Origin of the sequence: Nocardia xishanensis NBRC 101358, assembly GCF_001613365.1 — a bacterium.
Lineage (GTDB): Bacteria > Actinomycetota > Actinomycetes > Mycobacteriales > Mycobacteriaceae > Nocardia > Nocardia xishanensis.
In genome coordinates, this window is sequence record NZ_BDCF01000032.1 from 60,412 (window position 1) to 81,531 (window position 21,120).

19 protein-coding genes are annotated in these 21,120 nt (G+C 68.3%); 15 read left to right on the plus strand and 4 right to left on the minus strand.

Going from position 1 to position 21,120, the window contains the following annotated elements:
- Positions 1-20 precede the first annotated feature (20 nt).
- Complete coding sequence (locus NX1_RS23225; protein WP_068063250.1) at positions 21-1,304, minus strand: PucR family transcriptional regulator; 1,284 nt, start codon at positions 1,302-1,304, stop codon at positions 21-23.
- 225 nt (positions 1,305-1,529) lie between these two features.
- Between NX1_RS23225 and NX1_RS23230 the strand changes: the two genes are divergently transcribed.
- The 7 genes from NX1_RS23230 (at position 1,530) to NX1_RS23260 (ending at position 8,290) form a co-directional block, all read left to right on the plus strand.
- The gene (locus NX1_RS23230; protein ID WP_068063252.1) at positions 1,530-2,288 is read left to right on the plus strand and encodes an ABC transporter ATP-binding protein; all 759 of its coding nucleotides are present in this window, start codon (positions 1,530-1,532) and stop codon (positions 2,286-2,288) included.
- Positions 2,285-3,010, plus strand: a complete 726-nt coding sequence (locus NX1_RS23235; protein WP_068063255.1) for an ABC transporter ATP-binding protein — start codon at positions 2,285-2,287, stop codon at positions 3,008-3,010. The genes NX1_RS23230 and NX1_RS23235 overlap by 4 nt, the downstream gene beginning before the upstream one ends.
- The gene (locus NX1_RS23240) at positions 3,007-3,894 is read left to right on the plus strand and encodes a branched-chain amino acid ABC transporter permease (RefSeq protein ID WP_245668641.1); all 888 of its coding nucleotides are present in this window, start codon (positions 3,007-3,009) and stop codon (positions 3,892-3,894) included. The genes NX1_RS23235 and NX1_RS23240 overlap by 4 nt, the downstream gene beginning before the upstream one ends.
- On the plus strand, positions 3,891-4,958 hold the full coding sequence (locus NX1_RS23245) for a branched-chain amino acid ABC transporter permease (protein ID WP_084501689.1): 1,068 nt from the start codon (positions 3,891-3,893) through the stop codon (positions 4,956-4,958). Before NX1_RS23240 ends, NX1_RS23245 begins: the two co-directional genes overlap by 4 nt.
- Positions 4,948-6,198, plus strand: a complete 1,251-nt coding sequence (locus NX1_RS23250; protein ID WP_068063257.1) for an ABC transporter substrate-binding protein — start codon at positions 4,948-4,950, stop codon at positions 6,196-6,198. The genes NX1_RS23245 and NX1_RS23250 overlap by 11 nt, the downstream gene beginning before the upstream one ends.
- A gap of 79 nt (positions 6,199-6,277) precedes the next feature.
- Complete coding sequence (locus NX1_RS23255; protein WP_068063259.1) at positions 6,278-7,036, plus strand: DUF8020 domain-containing protein; 759 nt, start codon at positions 6,278-6,280, stop codon at positions 7,034-7,036.
- Positions 7,037-7,132: 96 nt separating this feature from the next.
- Positions 7,133-8,290, plus strand: a complete 1,158-nt coding sequence (locus tag NX1_RS23260) for an acyl-CoA dehydrogenase family protein (RefSeq protein WP_068063261.1) — start codon at positions 7,133-7,135, stop codon at positions 8,288-8,290.
- A 6-nt stretch (positions 8,291-8,296) separates the two neighbouring features.
- On the opposite strand, the gene NX1_RS23265 is transcribed toward NX1_RS23260, so the two are convergent.
- Positions 8,297-9,211, minus strand: a complete 915-nt coding sequence (locus tag NX1_RS23265) for a LysR substrate-binding domain-containing protein (protein ID WP_068063264.1) — start codon at positions 9,209-9,211, stop codon at positions 8,297-8,299.
- Between the two features lie 106 nt (positions 9,212-9,317).
- Here NX1_RS23265 and NX1_RS23270 point away from each other — a divergent pair, with 106 nt between their 5' ends.
- From NX1_RS23270 to NX1_RS23300, 7 genes are all read left to right on the plus strand, one after another.
- Positions 9,318-10,253 (plus strand): CoA transferase subunit A, encoded by a 936-nt coding sequence (locus NX1_RS23270; protein WP_068063266.1) that lies wholly within the window; start codon positions 9,318-9,320, stop codon positions 10,251-10,253.
- Positions 10,250-11,038: a CoA-transferase subunit beta gene (locus NX1_RS23275; protein ID WP_245668642.1), complete on the plus strand. Its 789-nt coding sequence runs from the start codon at positions 10,250-10,252 to the stop codon at positions 11,036-11,038. Before NX1_RS23270 ends, NX1_RS23275 begins: the two co-directional genes overlap by 4 nt.
- Before the next feature lie 73 nt (positions 11,039-11,111).
- Positions 11,112-11,897, plus strand: a complete 786-nt coding sequence (locus NX1_RS23280) for an enoyl-CoA hydratase-related protein (RefSeq protein ID WP_068063271.1) — start codon at positions 11,112-11,114, stop codon at positions 11,895-11,897.
- Positions 11,897-13,438, plus strand: a complete 1,542-nt coding sequence (locus NX1_RS23285) for a 3-hydroxyacyl-CoA dehydrogenase (protein ID WP_068063273.1) — start codon at positions 11,897-11,899, stop codon at positions 13,436-13,438. The genes NX1_RS23280 and NX1_RS23285 overlap by 1 nt, the downstream gene beginning before the upstream one ends.
- The gene (locus NX1_RS23290) at positions 13,422-14,576 is read left to right on the plus strand and encodes an acyl-CoA dehydrogenase family protein (RefSeq protein WP_068063275.1); all 1,155 of its coding nucleotides are present in this window, start codon (positions 13,422-13,424) and stop codon (positions 14,574-14,576) included. The genes NX1_RS23285 and NX1_RS23290 overlap by 17 nt, the downstream gene beginning before the upstream one ends.
- A 23-nt stretch (positions 14,577-14,599) precedes the next feature.
- Positions 14,600-15,811 carry an acetyl-CoA C-acetyltransferase gene (locus NX1_RS23295; protein WP_068063326.1) on the plus strand — a complete coding sequence of 404 codons (1,212 nt, stop codon included), beginning with the start codon at positions 14,600-14,602 and terminating at the stop codon, positions 15,809-15,811.
- A 122-nt stretch (positions 15,812-15,933) separates the two neighbouring features.
- Positions 15,934-16,797, plus strand: a complete 864-nt coding sequence (locus NX1_RS23300; protein WP_068063277.1) for an alpha/beta fold hydrolase — start codon at positions 15,934-15,936, stop codon at positions 16,795-16,797.
- A gap of 722 nt (positions 16,798-17,519) precedes the next feature.
- On the opposite strand, the gene NX1_RS23310 is transcribed toward NX1_RS23300, so the two are convergent.
- Together NX1_RS23310 and NX1_RS23315 are read right to left on the minus strand one after the other, a co-directional pair.
- Positions 17,520-19,043, minus strand: a complete 1,524-nt coding sequence (locus NX1_RS23310) for a GMC oxidoreductase (RefSeq protein WP_245668643.1) — start codon at positions 19,041-19,043, stop codon at positions 17,520-17,522.
- Positions 19,044-19,379: 336 nt separating this feature from the next.
- The gene (locus NX1_RS23315; protein ID WP_084501690.1) at positions 19,380-19,964 is read right to left on the minus strand and encodes a TetR/AcrR family transcriptional regulator; all 585 of its coding nucleotides are present in this window, start codon (positions 19,962-19,964) and stop codon (positions 19,380-19,382) included.
- 120 nt (positions 19,965-20,084) lie between these two features.
- Between NX1_RS23315 and NX1_RS23320 the strand changes: the two genes are divergently transcribed.
- Positions 20,085-21,074 carry a GlxA family transcriptional regulator gene (locus NX1_RS23320; RefSeq protein ID WP_068063286.1) on the plus strand — a complete coding sequence of 330 codons (990 nt, stop codon included), beginning with the start codon at positions 20,085-20,087 and terminating at the stop codon, positions 21,072-21,074.
- The last annotated feature ends 46 nt before the right edge of the window (positions 21,075-21,120 follow it).

Below are 21,120 nucleotides of genomic sequence, written 5' to 3' on the forward strand. Positions count from 1 at the left end.
GCAAGTTTCTCTTTCGCGCCTTACTTCGGCGCGGCGTGCAGCTCGATGGCGACGAGCAACTCGACCAGTTCGTGGACGCTGCGGACGTTGCGGCCGGTGAGTTCCTGGATCCGCCGCAGCCGGTACTTGGCGGTGTTGTGGTGGATGCGCAGTTCGTCGGCGGCTTCGCGCAGATTCATGTCGGCCGCGGCGAAGGCGCGGATGGTGTCGGCCAGCATCCCGCCGCGCATCCGATCCTCGGCCAGCGCGGCGGCGATGCGCGGATCCACCAGCTGACGGACCGTGTCGTCGGCGCGCAGCATCAGATACCGGAACGGCGAGAGATGCGGCAGAGCGAGGACTCCGCCGTCCTCGGGCAGCAGGTCCAGCGCGGAACGGGCCTGCTGATAGGCCCGGGGGAACTGGGCGATCTCGGTGAACGCGGTGCTGATGCCGATCGCGAGGGTGATGCCCTCGGTGTGCAGTTTGTCCCGGGTCCGCCGCAGCCGCGCGCACAATTCGTCGGTGCCGCCGTCGCGGGCGAGCGCGGGCAGCGCGACGATCTCCGAACCGCGCACCACCGACAGGGTGCGCAGCCCGTTGACCCCGGTGCGCGCGAGCGCGGCCGAGGCGATGTGCCTGGCCGCCGCTTCGGAGTCACCCGACTGCCCGCGATCCGCCGTCCGCAACACGACAGCCGTCACCGCAACCATGGCCGTGTCCCGTTCCGTGCCGAGGCCGTGCGCGTGCGCGGTGGCCAGCTGCGGACCGCGGTCGGGCAGGACGCCGTCGAGCAGGCACTCGACCAGCTCCCTGCTATCGCGACCTGCCTCGGCCGAAAGGTATTGCTGGAATTCCAGATACGCGTTGGCCGCCTGGGTGCTGATCAAATCGCAGTAGCGGGTGAGCGGGACGACCATCGACAGCGCCGCGTCGCGCCCGGCTTCCGAATCGCCCGCGTGGGCGACCAGCGATTTCCAGATCGCCGTCTGACCGAGCCGGAACGCGGAGATGTAGTCGACCAGCGTCAGCCCCGACTGCGCCCGGCGCGCGGCGGCGCGCTTGGCATAGGCGATGTCGGCGGTCGTGACGCGGCGCTTGTCCAGCAGCGCGCCGAGCCCGGTCCGGCACAGGCGGGTCAGCTGGTCGTGCACGTCGGCGTGAAAGGCGGTGTCGCGCGCCGCGTACCCGGGGACCTGCGCCAGGATCGCGGACATGCCCGCGTCGGCGATGTCGTGCGCGTGCTCGAAGACGCTGCCGACGATCCGCGTGCGCTCGGCCTGGACCGGCGCGGAAACGCCGATCGAATGTGATCCAGCTGACATAACCGGGCATACTCCACGGCCCTCGTCGCGGGTGTCAACCGGCCCGAACGAGACATCCACCCCTGTCCACGCCGGACAAACCGGACGGCCGAGATTGGGCCTCCGCGTCCGATGTGCGCCCTGACCAGCGTCTTTACGCTGACCACGATCCACAGGCCAGTCCGATGAGACTGCGCCGACCCGCTCGGAATTTCACCCACGTCTCGGACGCGGGCCGGAGGACGAATGCTCGAGATATCCCACCTGACCGTTCGCTTCGGCGGCATCACCGCCCTGCACGACGTCGGCTTCGCCGTCGCGCCGGGCGAGATGGTCGGCCTGATCGGTCCGAACGGCGCGGGCAAGACCACCTTGTTCAACTGCCTGACCAGGCGATACCAGCCCACCGAAGGCGCCATGCGCTACCACGGTGAAGACCTGCTGGCCGTTCGTCCGGACGCCCTGGCCGGGCTCGGCATCGCCCGCACCTTCCAGAACCTCGGCCTGTTCCCCCGCATGTCGGTTCGGGACAACGTCCTCGTCGGCGCCCACCACCGGGCCAACGCCGGTTTCGTCTCCGCGAGCCTGCGCCTGCCGGGGGTGCGGCGGGAGGAGCGGCGGCTGCGCGCCGAGGTCGACGCCCTGTTGGAGCGCTTGGACCTCGCCGACGTCGCGGACCACCCGGCCGCAGACCTGCCGTTCGGCACGCTCAAGCGGATCGAACTGGCACGCGCGCTGGCCGTCGGGTCGCGACTGCTGCTGCTGGACGAGCCGGTCAACGGACTCAGCCACGGCGAGGTCGACGTGTTCGCCGAGCGCCTGCGTGCCCTGCGCACCGAGTTCGACCTGACGGTGATCGTCGTCGAGCACCACATGGGATTCGTGATGGGCACCTGCGACCGGGTGGTGTGCCTGGAATTCGGCAGGGTCATCGCCGAGGGCGAACCCGAAGCGGTGCAACGCGATCCGGCGGTCATCCGGGCCTACCTCGGGACGGCGGCATGACCGACGAACCATTCCTCACCGTCAGCGACCTGCGCGGGGGCTACGGCGCGGCCAAGGTGCTGCACGGGTTGAGCTTCTCGGTGGCCCGCGGCGAGGTCTGCGCGATTCTCGGCCCGAACGGCGCGGGCAAGACGACGTTGCTGCGCGCGCTGTGCGGGATGATCCGGGTGCGCGGGACGGTCCGGCTCGAAGACGCGGACATCACCGGCCGCACACCCGAGGCGATCGCGCGGCTCGGCGTCGCGCACGTGCCGGAGGGCCGCGGCACCTTCCTTCCGCTTTCCGTCGAGGACAACCTGCGCCTCGGCGCCTATCAGCACCGCGACCGGGTCCGGACCGAAGCCGACCTGCGCCGGATCTTCGACTTCTTCCCCATCCTGCGCGACAAGCTGCGGGAGACCGCGGGCGGACTGTCCGGCGGTCAGCAGCAAATGCTGGCGATCGGCAGGGCGCTCATGTCGCGGCCACGGCTGCTGTTGCTGGACGAGCCATCGCTCGGCCTCTCGCCGCTGGTCACCCAGGAGCTTTTTCAAATCGTGCACACCATCAACGAAGAGGAGCGCACCACCGTGATCGTCGTCGAGCAGAACGCGCATCTCGCGCTCGGGACAGCGCACCGGGCGCACGTCCTGGAAACGGGCCGAATCGTCTTGTCCGGCACCGCGGCCCAGATCAAGGCCGACGAGCAGGTCGCCGAATCCTATCTCGGATACCGGATGTGACCGTGGCCGGATTTCTGCAACAACTCATCGAAGGCCTCACGGCCGGAGCGATCTACGCCGGGCTCGCCCTGGCGCTGGTGCTCATCTACCGGTTCACCGGCATCGTCAATTTCGCCCAGGGCGAGCTCGCCATGTTCTCGGCCTTCCTGGCCTGGCAGTTCGTCGAGAGCGGATGGCCGTTCTGGCTGGCGCTGCCCGCGACGCTCGCGGTGTCGTTCCTCGGCGGCATGCTGATCGAACGCGTGATCATCCGGCCCGTCGAGGGCGCACCGGAATTGACGCTGGTGATCGTCACCGTCGGCCTGTTCTTCTTCGTCAACGCCGCGGCGGGCTGGATCTGGTCCTACCAGGTCAAGTCGTTCCCGAACCCGTTCCCCGAGGGCGCTTTCCGGGCCGGTGGGGTCACCGCCGGGTACGGGAGCCTCGGTGTGCTCGGGGTGGTGGCCGCCGTGATGGGCTTGCTGTACTCGCTGTTTCGTTACACCAAGATCGGCTTGGCGATGCGCGCGGTCGCCTGCAACCCGCAGTCGGCACGCTTGGTCGGCATCAGGGTCGGCACGGTGCTCGCGCTGGGCTGGGGCCTGGCCGCACTGGTCGGCGCGGTCTCCGGCGTGCTGTCGGCGCCACTGCTGTTCCTCGAGCCGAACATGATGGGCGGCGTTCTGATCTACGCCTTCGCGGCGGCGACGCTCGGCGGCTTCGACAGCCCCGGCGGCGCGGTGGTGGGCGGACTGATCGTCGGCGTCGCCGAAACCCTCACCGGCGCATATCTGGACGTCATCGGCACCGAACTCAAGATCGGCGTGCCGCTGGTGATCATCCTCGGCGTCCTGCTGGTGCGGCCGCAGGGGCTCTTCGGTCACGCGGTGGTGGAACGGGTATGAGCGACATGGGAACTCAGCAGAGCGCGGTCGTGGAAAGCGCGGCGGACGCCGCGCAGACCGAAGCCTCCTCGCGCACCGCGTCGCGGCGACTTCCGTTGCCGCACTGGTCCTGGCTCGGAATCGGCGCGCTACTGCTGCTCGCGTGCCTGGCGCCGTTCCAGCTGGTGCCGTTCCGCACCTTCCAGCTGGCGCTCGCGATGATCTACGCGGTCGCATTGCTCGGCTTGAACGTACTGGTCGGCCACACCGGCCAGATCTCGCTAGGGCACGGCGCGTTCTTCGCCGTCGGCGCGTACACCAGCGCCGTGCTGCTCGACCGTTGGGACATACCGTATTTCGCGACGCTGCCGGTCGCGGCGGCGGTGGCCTTCGCGCTCGGGTTCGCTCTCGGCATCCCCGCGCTTCGGCTGCGCGGTCTGTATCTGGCGCTGGTCACCCTGGCCATCGCGATCTTCCTGGTGCCGCTGCTCAAGCGCTTCGAATCGCTCACCGGCGGTTCCATGGGGTTGACGCTGACCAAACCCGCGCCGCCGATGTGGACCGGGTTGGCCGAGGACCAGTGGCTGTACTTCCTGGCGCTGCTCGTCACCGTCGTGAGCTTCCTGCTGGTGGCCGGGCTGCTGCGATCGCGAGTCGGCCGGGCGCTGCACGCGATCCGCGACAACGAGATCGCCGCCGAGGTGATGGGGGTGCGCCTGGCCTTCTACAAGACGCTCGCCTTCGCCTGCGGCGCCATGCTCGCCGGAGTGGCCGGCTGCGTCCACACCTGGGTGATCGGGTTCGTCTCCCCGGACTCCTTCGCCGTCGGGTTGTCCATCACGCTGCTGGCGGGGCTGGTCGTCGGCGGACTCGGCGGCCAGTGGGGACCGCTGCTCGGCGGACTGTTCGTGATGTACGTCCCGAGCTTCGCCCAGGACCTGAACCAGGCCGCGCCCGGAGTGATCTTCGGACTCCTGATCATCGCGGTCATGTACCTCGCGCCGAACGGACTGGCCGGACTCGCCGGCCGTACGGCGCGCTGGCTCGAACGGCTCGTTCGGAAAGGGAAGAACAATGCGCACTAAGGCAATCCGCGCCGCAGGCGTCGCGGCCGCCGTCCTGCTCGCGGTCTCCGGCTGCGGCGGCCGCGGCGACGCGGGCAGCACCGTCGGACAGGGCGAATGTCGCGGTCAGCAGACCACCGGCATCACCGACACCGGCATCAAGCTGGGCGGGATCTACCCGCTGTCGGGACCCGCATCGGCATACGGCGAACTGCCCAAGGGCGTCCGCGCCTACTTCGACTACCTCAACGCCGAGCACGGCGGCATCGGCGGGCGCGCCGTCGAGTACCTGGTGCGCGACGACGGGTACCAGCCGCCCAAGACGGTCGAGGAAACCCGCAGGCTGGTGGAGCAGGATCAGGTGTTCGCCGTCTTCCAGACGCTGGGCACCCCCACCTCCTCCGCGGTGTGGGACTACCTGAACGAGCGCAAGGTGCCACAGGTGTTCGTCGCGGGCGGCGCGACGAAATGGGGTGCGGACGAAGAGCATCCCTGGACCATCGGCTGGCAGCCCAGCTACCGCTCCGAGGGCCGGGCCTTCGCGCAGTACGTGCGCCAGCAGCGCCCCGACGCGACGGTGGCCGTGCTCTACCAGAACGACGATTTCGGCAAGGATCTGCTCACCAGCTTCACCGAGGCGATCGCGGGCAGCGGCGTCCGTGTGGTGGCCGAGCAGAGCTACGAGGTCACCGATCCGACCGTGGAACCGCAGGTGCGCAATCTGGCCGGCTCCAAAGCCGATGTGCTGCTGAACTTCTCCACGCCGAAGTTCGCGTCTCAGGCGCTGGCCGCCGAGCGGCGCAACACCGAGTGGAATCCGCTGCACATCCTGACCCAGGTCGCGAACACCGTCAGCGTGCTGAAGCCGGTCGGCTTGGAGAACGCCCAGGGTGTGGTGTCGGTGGCCTTCACCAAGGACCCGTCCGACCCGCAGTGGGCGGGCGACCCGGCGATGCGCGAATACCGGGAGAAGCTGGCGAAGTACGCGCCCGGCGCCGACCCGGCCAACCAGTACACCTTGGTCGGCTGGGCGGCCGCCGAGAGCTTCCACAAGACGATGGAATCCGCCAAATGCCCCACCCGCGAAGGACTTCGCGACGCCATGCGCTCGCTGAACGATGTCGGCATCGACCTGCTGCTGCCCGGCATCAGGCTGAAGACCGGCGAAGGCGACGCGTTCCCGATGGAGTCCCTGCGCATCCAGCGGTTCGAGGGTGACCACTGGGTGCTCGCCGGCGACGTCATCGACACAGGCCGGTAAACCGCTCCCCCACCACGTGCCGCGGCGCATTCCGGCGTCGTCGGCAAGCACGAAGAAAACCGATCGATGAGGATCAACAATGAAACTGCGAAACAGCGTCGTGACCGCAGCTCTGGCGGTAGTGGCCGTCGGTGTCGGCGGCGCGGGCACCACCCACGCCGCGCCCGCTCCGGAACAGCGGGAGGTGCACTACGAGGTCACCCGGCAAGGTGATTCCGCCGTGGTGACCGTCGGCGACGGCAAGCTGCGCGTCGTCGCGGACCAGCTGGTGGTCACCGCCGCCGACGACACCCCGGTGGCGGCCGTGCCGCTCACCTACCGCATGGACGCCGTGGCGTACCCGATCGCGGCGCGGATCGAGGGCGACCGCGCGATCCTGACGCCGTCCCGCGAGGGCGGAACGCCGGTGACCGCCGTGGCGCAGAACGAGGTCATCAGCACGGAGCAGGCGGCCAAGCAGGTAGCCGAATCCTTCACGCCGCGTGATCAATCCGCGCTCGGCGTGTTCGCCCAGCGGATGACCATCAGCGCCGCGGTGAGCGCCGTCGTCGGCGCTGTCCTCGGCGGTGGCGTCGGCTGCCTGCTCGGCGGTGCGGCGGGCGCCACGGTCGCCAGCCCGGTGATCGCGCTGCTGCTGCCCTGGGTCGGCGCCACCATCGCCGGGTGCGTGCTCGGCGCGGCCACGCTGGGCGCGGTCGGCGCCATGGTCGGACTGATCACGGTGGGCGGTCCGATCGCGCTGTTCTCGGCGTTCCAGTACTTCTCCACCATCATCGCCCCCTGCCCGGCGGAACTGCCCTACTGCAAGGACCCCTCGGTTCCCGCGCCCCCGAAGTAGTTCCGCGAGAACCCAACCCGCAGGCCTGCTCGGCGCACACCGGGCAGGCCTGCTCGGCGGTGCTCAGGCGCCGCCCCGACATGGAAGGAAATCATCGTGCGCAGAGCAGTTTTCGAGGCCGACCACGAGGCGTTCCGGCAGACCATCCGGTCCTTCATCGAGTCCGAGGTGGTACCGGTCTACGACAAGTGGTACGCCGACGGCATCGTCCCCCGCGACTTCTATCACAAGCTCGGCGAACTCGGCGTGTTCGGCATCGAGGTACCCACCGAATACGGCGGCGCGGGCATCGAATCGTTCTCCTTCCAGGCCGTGCTCACCGAGGAGATCTCGCGCGCCGCGGTGTCCTTCGGCGGCTCCAGCGTGCATGTGTCGCTGTGCCTTCCGTATTTGAAGGCGCTGGCCACCGAGGAGCAGAAGCGGCGCTGGCTGCCCGGCTTCGTCAGCGGCGAGACGATGTTCGCCATCGCCATGACCGAACCCGGCACCGGATCGGACCTCGCCGGTATCCGCACCACCGCGGCGCTGTCCGAGGACGGCACGCACTACGTGCTCAACGGCGCGAAGACCTTCATCACCGGCGGCGTGCACGCCGACCGGGTCATCGTGTGCGCGCGGACCGCACCGACCAAGGCCGAAGACCGCCGCTACGGCTTGTCTCTGCTCGTAGTGGACTCCTCCTTGCCCGGCTACTCCGTGGGCCGCAAGCTGGACAAGCTGGGCCTGAAGGTCTCCGACACCGCCGAGCTCACCTTCACCGACGTCAGGGTGCCCGTCGAGGATCTGCTCGGCGAGGAGCACCGCGGCTTCTCCTACCTGGGCCAGAACCTGCCGCAGGAGCGGCTCAGCATCGCCGTCGGCGCGTACGCCCAGGCGAAAGCCGCCGTGCGCTTCGCGCACCAATACACCAGAGACCGTTTGGTATTCGCCAAGCCGGTGGCCAGCTTCCAGAACACCAAGTTCGAGCTGGCCGCCTGCCGCGCCGAGGTGGACGCGGCCGAAGCGGTGGTCGATCGGGCATTGGCCGCGCACGACCGCGGCGAGCTGACGCCCGCCGACGCCGCCTCGGCCAAGCTGTTCTGCACCGAGATCGCCTCCCGGGTGATCGACCGCTGCCTGCAATTGCACGGCGGCTACGGCTACATCACCGAGTATCCGATCGCCCGGCTCTACGCGGACAACCGCGTCAACCGGATCTACGGCGGCACCAGCGAGGTGATGCGCATGATCATCGCCAAAGATATGGGCCTGTAGCGGATTTCAGCGTTCGCCCGGCGCCGGCTCGGGCGGGGTCGGCAGCACCTCTTCGGCCACCTCGAGCACGGCGGCGAGCGCGCGCGAGGTGTTGTCCGCTCGCCAGGCCAACGCGGACGCGAGCGCGGGCACGTCGCCGCGCAATTCCTTGTAGACCATGCCGGGCCGGTGGATGTGCTGCACCGAGGAGACGGTCAGCGTCACGCCGACCCCGGCGGCCACCAGATCGAGGATGGTGTACGAGTCCGGCGCCTCCTGCACGATGCGCGGGGTGAACCCGGCGTCGAGCGCCGTGCGCACCAGGTGATCGCGCACGCTCGAGCCCTGCGTGCCGGGAAAGGTGACGAAGGCGTCCTCGGCCAGGTCGGCGACTTCGATATCGGGGGCGTCGGCGAGCGGATGCTCCGCGGGCAACGCCGCGACCAGCCGCTCGTACTCGATCACCCGCACGGCGACGCCCTCGCGCCGCACCGGCAGCCGGACGAAACCGACATCCAGTTCGCGCGCCGCGACCAGGTTCAGCGCGACGCCCGCGTAGGTCTGCCCGCGCAGGCGCACCTCGATGCCGGGGTGCGCCGCGCGCACCGCCCTGGTCAGCGTCGGCAGCGCCTCGTGACTGCTGGCTCCGGCGAAGCCGATCGAGACCCGGCCGACCTCGCCGCGCCCCGAGGCGACCGCCGCCCGCCTGGCCAGCTCGATGTCGTCGAGCACCTTGCGCGCATGCGGCAGCAGCACCTCGCCCGCGGCGGTCAGCCGCACCGATCGGGTGTTCCGCTCGAACAGCGCGACCCCGAGTTCCTTCTCCAGCGCGCGGATCTGCTGGCTCAGCGGCGGCTGGGCCATGTGCAGGCGCTCGGCCGCGCGGCCGAAGTGCAACTCCTCGGCGACCGCGACGAACCCGGCGAGATGACGGAACTCCACTACGTCCCCATTCAGTAAGAATCGGTATCACTGCATTGCGAATTGAGTATTGGACTATATCGGTCGGACAGGGCACCGTGAGGACAGTTCCAAGCGAAGGAGCCCGATGCCCCGGTCCAAACAGCTGACGATGCGCGAGGCCATCGCCGCGTACGTCGAGGACGGCGCGACCGTGGCCTTGGAGGGATTCACCCATTTGATCCCCGTCGCCGCCGGTCACGAGTTGATTCGCCAGCGCAGGCGCGATCTGACGCTGGTCAGGATGACGCCCGACATCGTCTTCGACCAGCTGATCGCGGCGGGCGCGGCCCGCGCGATGATCTTCTCGTTCACCGGCAACAGCTCGGTCGGCTCGCTGCACGCCATCCGCAGGGCCGTGGAGCGCCGGGAACCGAGCGGCCTCGAGATCGAGGAGTACAGCCACTTCGGCCTGCTCGCCCGCTATCTCGCCGGAGCCGCGAATCTGCCCTTCTACCCGCTGCGTTCGTACGCGGGCAGCGATCTGCCCGCGCACAATCCGCGTATCGCCAAGGTGGCGTCACCGTTCCCCGACCCGGACGGCGGCGTCGAGGAGATCTACGTGGTTCCGCCGATCCGGCCCGATGTCGCGATCCTGCACGCGCAGCGCGCCGACCGCGCGGGCAACGTCCAGGCATGGGGCATCCTCGGCCCGCTCCAAGAGGTGGCGTTCGCGTCGGCGCGCACCATCGTGGTGGTCGAGGAGATCGTCGACGACGAGGTGATCCGCGCCGACCCCAATCGCACCGTCATCCCCGGATTCGCGATCGACGCGGTCGTCGAGTGCCCGCGCGGCGCGCATCCCTCCTTCGTGCAGGGGTACTACGACCGCGACAACGACTTCTACCGATCCTGGCCCGAGATCAGCAAAGACCCCGCCGCGCTCGACCGGTGGTTGCACGAGTGGATCCACGACCTGCCCGATCACGCCGCCTACCTGGACAAGCTCGGTCCCGGCTACTTCGACCGCCTCATCCCGGAGCCCGCCATGTCCCACCCCGTCGACTACGGATGCACCCGGTGACCGACACACCTCCCACGACCCTCGACCCACCAACCACCAGCGAGCTGCTGACCGTGCTCAGCGCCCGCCACCTGCGCGGCAAACGCCGGGTCTTCGCCGGAATCGGCCTGCCGACCCTGGCCGTGGCGCTGGCGCGGGCGACCACCTCACCCGACCTCGAGCAGGTCTACGAGTCCGGCGTCTGCGGCGCGCATCCCCCGCGCCTGCCGCAGACCATCGGCGATGCTCCGCTGGCCACCGGAGCCGAGGCGATCCTCGGGATGCACGCCCTGTTCGGATATGTCCTGCAGGGCGGCTACATCGACGTCGGCTTTCTCGGCGCGGCCCAGATCGATCGCTTCGGCAGCCTCAACAGCACCGTGATCGGCGACTACGCGGCCCCGGCCGCCCGGCTGCCCGGCGCGGGCGGCGCCGCCGAGGTGATGGCGAACGCGGACGAGGTCTTCGTCGTACTGCGGCGCCACGACCCGCGATCCTTCGTCGACCGGCTCGATTTCCGCACCAGCCCGGCGCCCGCCGTGGCGCGGAGGGCCGAGCCGCGGGTGCGCACCCGCGGCCGTGGCGTGACGACCGTGATCACCCCGCTCGGCGTGCTCACCGCCGACGCCGACGGCGAATTGCGCCTCGCCGCAGTGCATCCCGGCGTCTCCATCGAGCGGGTGCTGGATGCGACCGGCTGGCCGCTGCGGGTCGCCGACACCGTCACCGTCACCGAACCACCGACCGCGGCCGAACTCGATCTGCTGCGCACCACCATCGATCCGACCAGGGTGTATCTCCGATGAACGAACGAAGTGAGCGAATCATGTGCCAGCGCGCCGCACACCAGTGGGAGCCGAGCGACAGGGAGACGCGGGCATGAGCGAACCTTCCGTCCTCCGTACCGACCTGTCCGGCGAGCACGCGGGCATCCGTGTGCTGCGCATCTCGCGGCCGCTGGCCCGTAACGCGCTGAACTCTTTCACGAAAACATCCCTCGCCGAGGAGCTTTCGACCGCCGATGCGGATCCAGCCGTACGCGCCGTCGTGCTCACCGGCGACGCGGGCGTATTCGTCGCCGGAACGGACCTGAAGGAGATGAGCACCTACCGGCCCACCGATCTCCTCGCGGGCGAAACCGGCAAGGTGTTCTCGGTGCTCGACGAGCTCGGCACACCGGTGCTCGCCGCGGTCGAAGGCTACGCGTTCGGCGGCGGATGCGAACTAGCCATGGCGTGCGATCTCGTGGTCGCGGGCGCGTCGGCGCGGTTCGGGCAGCCGGAGATCCGGGTCGGGCTCATTCCCGGCGCCGGCGGATTGAGTCGCCTCGTGCAGCGGGCCGGTCGCGCCCGCGCCCTGCGGATGGTGCTGACCGGCGAACCGATCGACGCCATCACCGCGCAGCAGATCGGCATCGTCGCCGACATCGTGCCCGACGGCACCGCGCTGGACGCGGCCGTCGAGATCGCGGCGACCATCCTGCGCCAGCCGCCGTTGAACATCCGCGCCATCCGCACCGTGGCACGGCACGCCGAAAATGCCCCGCTGAACACCGCGATCGCCTTGGAGCGCACGACTTTTCAGGTGTTGTTCGACACCGCCGACCACGCCGAGGGCATCGCCGCCTTCCTCGGCAAGCGCTCCCCGACCTACGAAGGACACTGATGGAACCGATCGAACGCATCCGCATCGTCGGCGCGGGGGCGATGGGCCGCGGCATCGCGCAGGTCGCGGCGACCGCCGGATACCGGGTCGAGCTGACCGACACCGACGACGCCGCCGTCCACGCCGCGCTCGAGTTCGTCGCATCGATGATTCAGCGCTCCGTCGACAAGGGCAAACGCAGCGCCGACGAGGGCGAGGCAATCCTCGCCCGGCTGACGGCGGGCGCCGCCCCGACCGCACCTGCCGCCGACATCGATCTGGTGATCGAGGCCGTGGTCGAGAAACTTCCGGTCAAGCAGGCGATCTTCGCCGAACTGGAGACCGCGACGCCGAACGCCGTACTGGCCTCCAACACCAGTTCGCTGTCCATCACCGCGATCGCGTCGGCGCTGCACGATCCGGCCCGGCTGATCGGGCTGCACTTCTTCAACCCGGTGCCGTTGATGTCACTGGTGGAAGTCGTGCCCGGCCTGCGTACCGCTCCCGAATTGATCTACACCGCAACGTCTTTCGTGACCCGGCTGGGCCACACACCGATCCTGGCGCGGGACACCCCTGGGTTTCTCGTCAACCACCTCGGGCGCGCCCTGCCCAGCGAGGCATTGGCCATTCTGTCCGAACAGGTCGCCTCCCCCGCCGACATCGACCGCATCGTCCGCGACACACTCGGCTTGCGGATGGGCCCGTTCGAGCTGATGGATCTCACCGGATTGGACGTCAGCCATCCCGTCATGGAGACCGTCTCCGCCGGGTTCTACGGCGACCCGCGCCTGCGGCCCTCCCCCATCGCGGCCACCCGCGTCGCCGCCGGTCTGCTCGGGCGCAAGACGGGCGAAGGTTTCTACCGCTACCTCGACGGCGCACCGGTACTACCCGCCGAGCCCGAGATCCCACCGGACGCCGAAGCCACCTCGGTCCACGTCCACAATCACCCCGACTTCGCGGCGGCACTGCGCCGATCCGGCGCGATGGTGCTCGAAACTCCCAGCGCAGAGGCGGTCTCGCTCGTCCTGCCGATCGGCGAACCGACCTACCGGGTCGCCGCCCGCTACGGCCTCGACCCCGCCCGCACCCTGGGCATCGATCCGCTCGGGATCGATCGCCGCCGCCTCACCGTGATCGTGCCCGGCGCCGTCGACCCCGCCGTCGCCGCGCCCGCACTGCGCGTCCTGGCCGCCGCCGGCTACATCCCGACACCGACTGCCGACGTCACCGCCCCTGTGGCGCAACGGATTCTGGCCGCCATCGTGAACCTCTCCTGCGCACTAGCCGAACACGGCATCGGCACTCCCGAGGACATCGATCGCGGCGCGCGCCTCGGCCTCGGCTATCCGCTGGGACCGCTGGAACTCGGCGAATCCGCCGGAACCGAGCGCGTCACCGCGATACTCGACGGCCTCTACGCCTACACCCGCGATCCCCGCTACCGGGTGAGCACCTGGCTGCGCGCCCGCGCCGAACAGCGAATCCCCTTGCACACCAGGGGCGCTCGCCCCGAAGACCTGCTCCCGAATCGAGGAACCGATGTTCGTTCTCGATGACATGCACCGCGAGATCCGCTCGCTGGCAGCCGATTTCGTCGACACCGAGGTCACCCCGCACGCACGCGCCTGGGACCGCGCCGAGACCGTCGACCTTGCCATCGTCGAAAAACTCGGCGAACTCGGATTCCTCGGGCTGGGCATCGCCGAGGAATACGGCGGCACCGAGGTCGACATGCTCTCCTACATCCTGGTCTGCGAGGAACTCGGGCGCGGCGACTCCGCCGTGCGCGGCATCGTCTCGGTGTCGCTCGGCCTCGTCACCAAGTCCATCGCCGCGCACGGCACCGACGAGCAGAAACAAGCCTGGCTCCCGGAACTCACCACTGGACGCGCGCTCGGCTGCTTCGCGCTCACCGAACCCGACAGCGGCTCCGACGCGGCCTCGCTGCGCACGAAGGCGGTGCGCGACGGCGACGACTGGGTGATCTCCGGCGAGAAGATGTTCATCACCAACGGCACCTGGGCCAAGGTCGCCCTGGTCTTCGCACGCACGTCGGCCGAGGGCGGCAAAGGCATCACCGCCTTCCTCGTGCCCACGGACACACCGGGTTTCACGGCGACGACCATCCACGGCAAGCTCGGGCTGCGCGGGCAAGCCACGGCCGCGCTGTCGTTCGAAGAAGTCCGTGTGCCCGACTCGGCGCGGCTCGGCGCGGTCGGCAAAGGTCTCGGCATCGCTCTGGGCGCCTTGGCCAAAGGGCGTATCTCCGTGGCGGCGGGCAGCGTCGGTGTCGCGCAGGCGGCCCTCGACGCCGCGGTGCGGTACTCGACCGAGCGCACCCAGTTCGGACAACCCATCGCCACCAAACAGCTCGTGCAAGAGTTGCTCGCCGATTCCGCGGTGGAGATCGAATCGGCCCGCCTGCTCACCTGGAAGGCCGCCGCGCTGGTCGACGCCGGAGCGTCGCGGGAGGAGGTGCAGCTCGCCTCGTCCATGGCCAAGCTCGCGGCCAGCGAAACCGCCGTCCGGGTGAGCAATAGCTGCCTCCAGGTGTTCGGCGGCTACGGCTTCATCGACGAGTACCCGATGGGCAAATACCTGCGCGACGCGCGCGTGCTCACCCTCTACGAAGGCACCAGCCAGCTGCAGAAGCTCATCATCGGCCGCGCACTCACCGGCGTCGACGCGATGTGATCGCCACTTCCGAAGGACAATCGATGCCCGACGCAGTCATCTGCGAACCGCTCCGCACCCCCGTCGGCCGCTTCGGCGGCGTGTTCAAAGATGTTCCGCCGCAACAACTGGCCGCCACGGTCATCACGGAGCTGGTGCGGCGCACCGGCATCGACGGCTCCTCCGTCGACGACGTGATCCTCGGTCAGGCCTCGCCCAACGGCGAGGCCCCCGCCATCGGCCGCATCGCCGCCCTCGACGCGGGCCTCGGCATCGACGTGCCTGGCCTGCAAGTCGATCGGCGCTGCGGCTCCGGACTCCAGGCCGTCATCCAGGCGTGCCTGCAAGTCTCTTCCGGCGGAAGCGATCTGGTGCTGGCCGGTGGCGTGGAGTCGATGAGCCAGACCGAGTTCTACGCGACCGGAATGCGGTGGGGCGTCAAAGGCGACGGCGTCGCGCTCGCGGACCGGCTCGCACGGGCCCGCGTCACCGCCGGCGGACGCGACTTCCCGGTGCCGGGCGGGATGATCGAGACCGCGGAGAACCTGCGCGCCGAATACGCGATCAGCCGGGCGGATCAGGACGCTTTGGCCGCGCAGTCGCACGAACGTGCCGTAGCCGCCCAGCGCGCGGGTCGATTCGCCGACGAGATCGTCGAAGTTTCTGTCCCCCAACGACGCTCGACACCTGTGCTCGTCGACACCGACGAGCACCCGCGCGCGGACACCACCGTCGAGGCGCTCTCCGCGCTGCGACCGATCCGGGCGTCGCTCGACCCCGACTCCACCGTCACCGCGGGCAACGCCAGCGGCCAGAACGACGGCGCGGCATTGTGTCTCGTCACCACCCCCGAGCAAGCCCGCAAGCTCGGCCTGCGCCCCCTCGCCCGCCTGGTCTCCTGGGCGGTAGCCGGTGTCGCGCCACGCACCATGGGCATCGGCCCGATTCCCGCGACCGAACGAGCCCTCACCCAAGCCGGACTCTCCCTCGCCGACCTGGACGTCATCGAACTCAACGAGGCCTTCGCCGCCCAGGTCCTCGCCGTCCTACGCCACTGGAACATCGAACCCGACGACCCCCGCCTGAACCCCAACGGCTCCGGCATCTCCCTCGGCCATCCCGTCGGCGCAACCGGAGCCCGCATCCTCGCCACCCTGCTACGCGAAATGGACCGCCGCGAGGCGCGGTACGGGTTGGAGACGATGTGCATCGGCGGCGGACAAGGACTGGCCGCTGTCTTCGAACGCCTGCCTTGATCTCGGCCGCAACGCCACCCTCGGCGACTTGTGCTGTGGGGCGGCTGGATCGGTGTTCGTTCGTACGCCGCCTTCGGCGACTCAGAGCCGCCCATTACTGAAACCCGTTCTAATGTGGTGGCATGGACTACACGTACGAGGACACGATCAAGCAGCTCGAGACGGGTGAGGGGACCCTTCATTACCACGAGGCGGGTGCGGGTGAGCCGCTGATCATGCTGCATGGCTCCGGAATCGGCGTGAGTGGCTGGAAGAACTTCCGCGGCAATCTCGGCTTCTTCGCGAAGCACTACCACTGCTACATCCTGGAGTTTCCGGGATTTGGCATCAGTGACCCGGTGGAGGGGGAGCATCCGGTCATCTCCGCCGGTGCGGCGGTCGTGAGATTCATGGACGCGATGGGGATCGAGTCGGCGTCAATGATCGGAAATTCCATGGGCGGTGTAGTAGGTATCAACCTCGCCATCAGCGCTCCACACCGGGTGCGTAAGTTGATTTCGATCGGCGGTGTAGGCCCGAACATCTTCAGCGCGAGCCCCAGCGAGGGTACGCGGTTACTGCAGGAGTTCGCAGATGCCCCGAGCAAGGACAAGCTGGTGCGGTGGCTGAATTGCATGGCCTACGACCCTGCGCTGGTGACCGAGGAGCTTATCGAGGATCGATGGCAGACCGCGATCGATCCGAACTCGCACGCTTCGCTCGCTGCGATGTACGGCTCGAAAGCCTTCGAGGCCACCAAGAAGATGCAGGAGAAGGCAAGCATCCCGCCGTACTGGTCGATGATGCACAAGGTCAAGTGCCCGACGCTGCTCACCTGGGGTATCGACGACCGTCAGAGTCCGCCGGACATGATGCTCGTGCCGATGCGGCTCATTCCGAATGCCGAGGTGCACGTCTTTCCCAAGTGCGGGCACTGGGCGATGGTCGAAGCGAAGGACCAGTTCGAAAGCGTGTCCCTCGAATTTCTCGAGCGGGCGCCGCGCTAGGTCATGCCCATATCTCGACCCACTCCAGGGTCGCGCAATGCAGGGTAGTTCTATCCTCATACCGCTTGACCCCAGCTCAGTTCGTGGCCCGAAATCCCAGGTAAAGCACCGACCTCGCGGGGAGCGCGCGGCACTTCAGCTGGCAGGTGTGATTCAGCTGCCGCTGCCGCCATTGGATCCACCGCCGAGACCACCACGCTCCGTGGTGGTCGGGGATATGGTCGCCGTCGGCTGCTGCGGGAGCGTCGTCCGCGGCGTCGACTGGGTGGTCCGCGGTGCGGTGGTGGTGACAGGCGCTGTCGGCTTGGGCGCTTTCCGGGGTTCGGCGGATCCGCATCCCGTGGCGATCAGGGATGCGGCCACCGCGGCAGGCAGCGCATACGCCACTCGTCGTGACATTCGACGTTGATCCACAACGAAATTCCGCGATTGCCTGCCGCGCACCGACTTCCCCCCTGCTACCGATCGAGCGGGTCGATCTTAACAGGAGGTGAATTCAGAGCCAGGCGCAGGCAAGTCGGATGGTCATGCGCAACGCCATATCTGAATGCGCTTGCAGCGCAGGGCATCCGGACGCCTAGAACATATCCGGATCCATGTCGCGCACGTGTCGGAGCCTTTGTTGCACCGAAAACGAAGGTGCGGCAGGTCTATCGGCCGCTTGGCCGGGTTCGCCGCGACGGCCCGGCCAAGGGCCGACAATGCCTGCCGCGCCCTCGAATTCACAGATCGCTGGTCACGATGTTCTCGATATTCCGTTCCGCCAGAGCCGTTATGGTGACGAAGGGGTTGACGCTGGTATTGCCCGGAATCAGCGAGCCGTCGATGACGTAGAGCCCGGTGTAGCCGGGGAGGCGACCGTAGTTGTCGGTCGCCTCGCTGAGCACGCAACCGCCCAGCGGGTGATAGGTGAAGTCGTCGCCCCAGGTTTTGTAGACGCCGAAGAGGTCGGTCCGGTAGATCGTGCCTTCCTTCTTGTTGATCTTGTCGAATATGCGCTTGGCGGCATCGATGGAGTACTGGTTCTGCGAGGTCTGCCAGCTCAGATCGACCTTGCCGGTACCGGAGTCGAAGGTGAACTGGCCGCGATTGGGGTTCTTGGTGATCGCCAGATACAGGCTGACGTAGGTCTCCAGCCCCGCGGGGAAGGGCGCGACCTCGGCGAAGGCCGGGCCGCCCGTATCGGCCCAGTTGTCGATACCCAGACACGGCATGCTGGATTGCAGTACGCCGGTGCCGTCCCACATGTGATTGGCGCGGCCCACCATCACATTGCCGTTGTTGCCCCACTTCTTGCCGACGGCATCGGGCAGGTCAGGCAGTTTGCCCTGCGCCTTCATGGAAACCAGCAGCTTCGAGGTGCCGATACTGCCCGCCGCGAAGAACACCTTTTGCGCCACAACGGCTTTGGTCGCCACGGTGGCGCCGCTGGTGTTGATTTCGTTCATCTCCACCCGATAGCCGCCTTCCGCTGGCGATACGGCGGTGACGATGTGCATGGGCGTGATGCGCACCTTTCCGGTCGCGGTGGCCGCGGCCAAATACGTCTTGTCCAGCGACCGCTTGCCGTGGTTGTTGCCGTAGATGACCTCACCGGCCAGCGCCGACCGGGTGACCTGCTCGGCCTGCTCCTTCTTCATGTACTCGAAGTCGTAGACATTCGGCACGAAGGTCCAGCCGAAGCCGGAGCGTTCCGCGTGTTTGCGCCCCACGCGAGCGAATTGGTAGCACTCCGCGCTCTCGAACCAGGTCTGGTCGATATTGTTCACGCCGAGACCGGTATTGGCCCGCGGATAGTAGACGTTGTACATCTCGTCGGCGTTCACCGAGGGCAGGATGGCCGCGAAGTTCTCTCGCTTGGGCGTCACCGCCATACCGCCATTGACCAACGAGCCACCGCCGACGCCCCGGCCCTGATAGACGCGAATCCCGCTGAACCGCTCGGAATCCAGGACGCCCGTGTATCTTTCGATGTCCTTGTTGTAGCTGCTGCCCGCGAAGTAGCCGACCGGCTGATCGGTGCGGTCGCGCAGCCAGTAGGACCGCCCGTCGGGTTTCAGCACGGGACAGAAGATGTTGCCGTCGGAGCCGGGCGTCGTCCACGACTTGCCCATCTCCACCACGGTCACATCCACCCCCGCCTGCGCGAGCCGCAGGGCGGCGACCGATCCGCCATACCCGCTACCGATGACAAGCGCGGGAACCTTCTCCCCATCCGCCAGCGGCGCCGCGGTTGCCCGCGCCATGGACCTTCCCGCCAGCGCGGCGGCGGCGGTGAAACCTGTTATAGCTAGGAAACCGCGCCTGCTCACCCCCCGGCCGGATCGGCGAACTACAGGCATTTCATGGGTGCGAACAGGCAACGCGGCCTCCTCATCGAGACGTGAATTGGAACCTGTTATAGCGGTGTGAAACGCGACCGCGCGGAACTTTCCGGACAAGCCGGAAAACTTCCGATCTTGGACCGACAGGAGACGCGTGAACAGAATGTTCATGGCGGTGGCGCGGATGGAGGGACCCCCTCAGCGATCCCCGCCGGACCGCTCCGGCTCTACGACGCTAGGGGCGATTTCGCCTACCGGTCATTGCGGGACAGCGGCACAAGAGATTTCGGCGACATCGTGCAGACGCTGCCGCGGGACGTCCAACCGGCTCAATTGGATCAACCCCTGGGAGACCAGCACGATGTGCGAGCTGAGCGCCGCTAATTCGTTCTCGTCCAGCGCCTTTCGCGGGATGTCGGCGCGCAGCCGGTCGGCGACGTGGGTCTCCATCCGCGCGGTCGTCCAGTCGCTGATGGCGATGACCTCCGGCACCCGGTGCCCGAGCTGGCCGATGCTGTTGAGCATCAGGCACCCGCGCCGGTTCGGGTGCGCGAGGCAGTCGGCGATCACCGCGTCGAAGAACGCGCGCACCGCTGTGCGGGGCGGGCCGGGATTGGCGCGGAGCACCTCGTGCACGAACTCGGCCCGCCGCTCGCAATAGCGATGGAAAGCCATGAGAAACAGTCCCATCTTGCTGCCGTAGGCGGCGTAGATGCTCCCGTTGCCGACGCCGGATGCACCCGACACGCCCTCCACCGAGGTGCTGTCGAATCCGTCGGTCCAGAACAGTTCGATGGCGACGTCGAGCAGCGCCGACTCGTCGAACTGCCGTGGGCGCCCCATTCGTCCACGCTAGCAACGCCATCCATCGACCGCGAGATGGGTCCCGAGCCGGCATGAGACGCGGCACATTCCGGTCGCCTCGGTTGATTGTGGAGTCACGCCTCCATAATAATGTGCGAAATGAATTCCAGAGCGGTCACCTCGTCACGCCGGCGCATCGGAATCCTGATCTTCGACGGGGTCAAGATGCTCGATTTCGCGGGCCCGGCCGAGGTGTTCGTCGAGGCCAACCAGTCGATGCCCGCCTACGAGGTGGTGCTGGTCTCGCCCGACGGCGACGACGTACAGACCTCGATCGGCGCGCGCGTCGCCGTGGCGCACGCGGCGGCTGACGCGGGCCGCTTCGACACCGTCGTCATCCCCGGCAGCGAGCTGCCCGCCGCCGAGTTCGTGACGCCGGAGGTGTTGCGGGCCACCCGCCATCTCGCGGAACGCACCCGCAGGCTCGCGTCGATCTGTAGCGGGGCCGCCATCCTCGCCCACCTCGGACTTCTGGACGGGCGGCGCGCCACCACCCACTGGAAATTCACCAAGGACCTGGGCCGCCAATTCCCCGCGGTCGACGTGGATCCGGACGCGATCTTCGTGCGCGACGGGCACATCTACAGCTCCGCGGGCGTCGCCGCCGGCATCGATCTCGCGCTCGCGCTGGTCGAGGAGGACCATGGCGCCGCGGTGGCGCGCCGGGTCGCCCAATCGTTGCTGGTCTATATGCAGCGGGCCGGCGGACAGTCCCAGTTCTCCGCGGCGCTCAGCGGACCGGTCCCGCGCAGCCCGCTCGTCCGCGCGGTCGCCAACCTGATCTGTGCCGATCCCGCCCAGCCGTACACGGTGAAAACGCTCGCCTCGCACGCCAGGGTGAGCCCGCGGCACCTGACCCGGCTGTTCCGCGCGGAACTGGAGAGCACACCCGCGGAGTACGTCGCCTTCGTCCGATTCGCTTATGCCAGAGACAAACTCGACGCGGGCTACAGCGTCACCGAAGCCGCCATGGCCGCCGGATACGGCAGCGCCGAGGCGATGCGCCGCGCCTTCATCGCGCGCCTGGGCGTCTCGCCGCGCAAGTACCAGCAGCGCTTCCGTTCGACTGCGTACGCGGCCGTCAGCTGATCTCGGCCGCGGATTTGCTGTGCGGTGTCCCAAATCGGGCGGATAC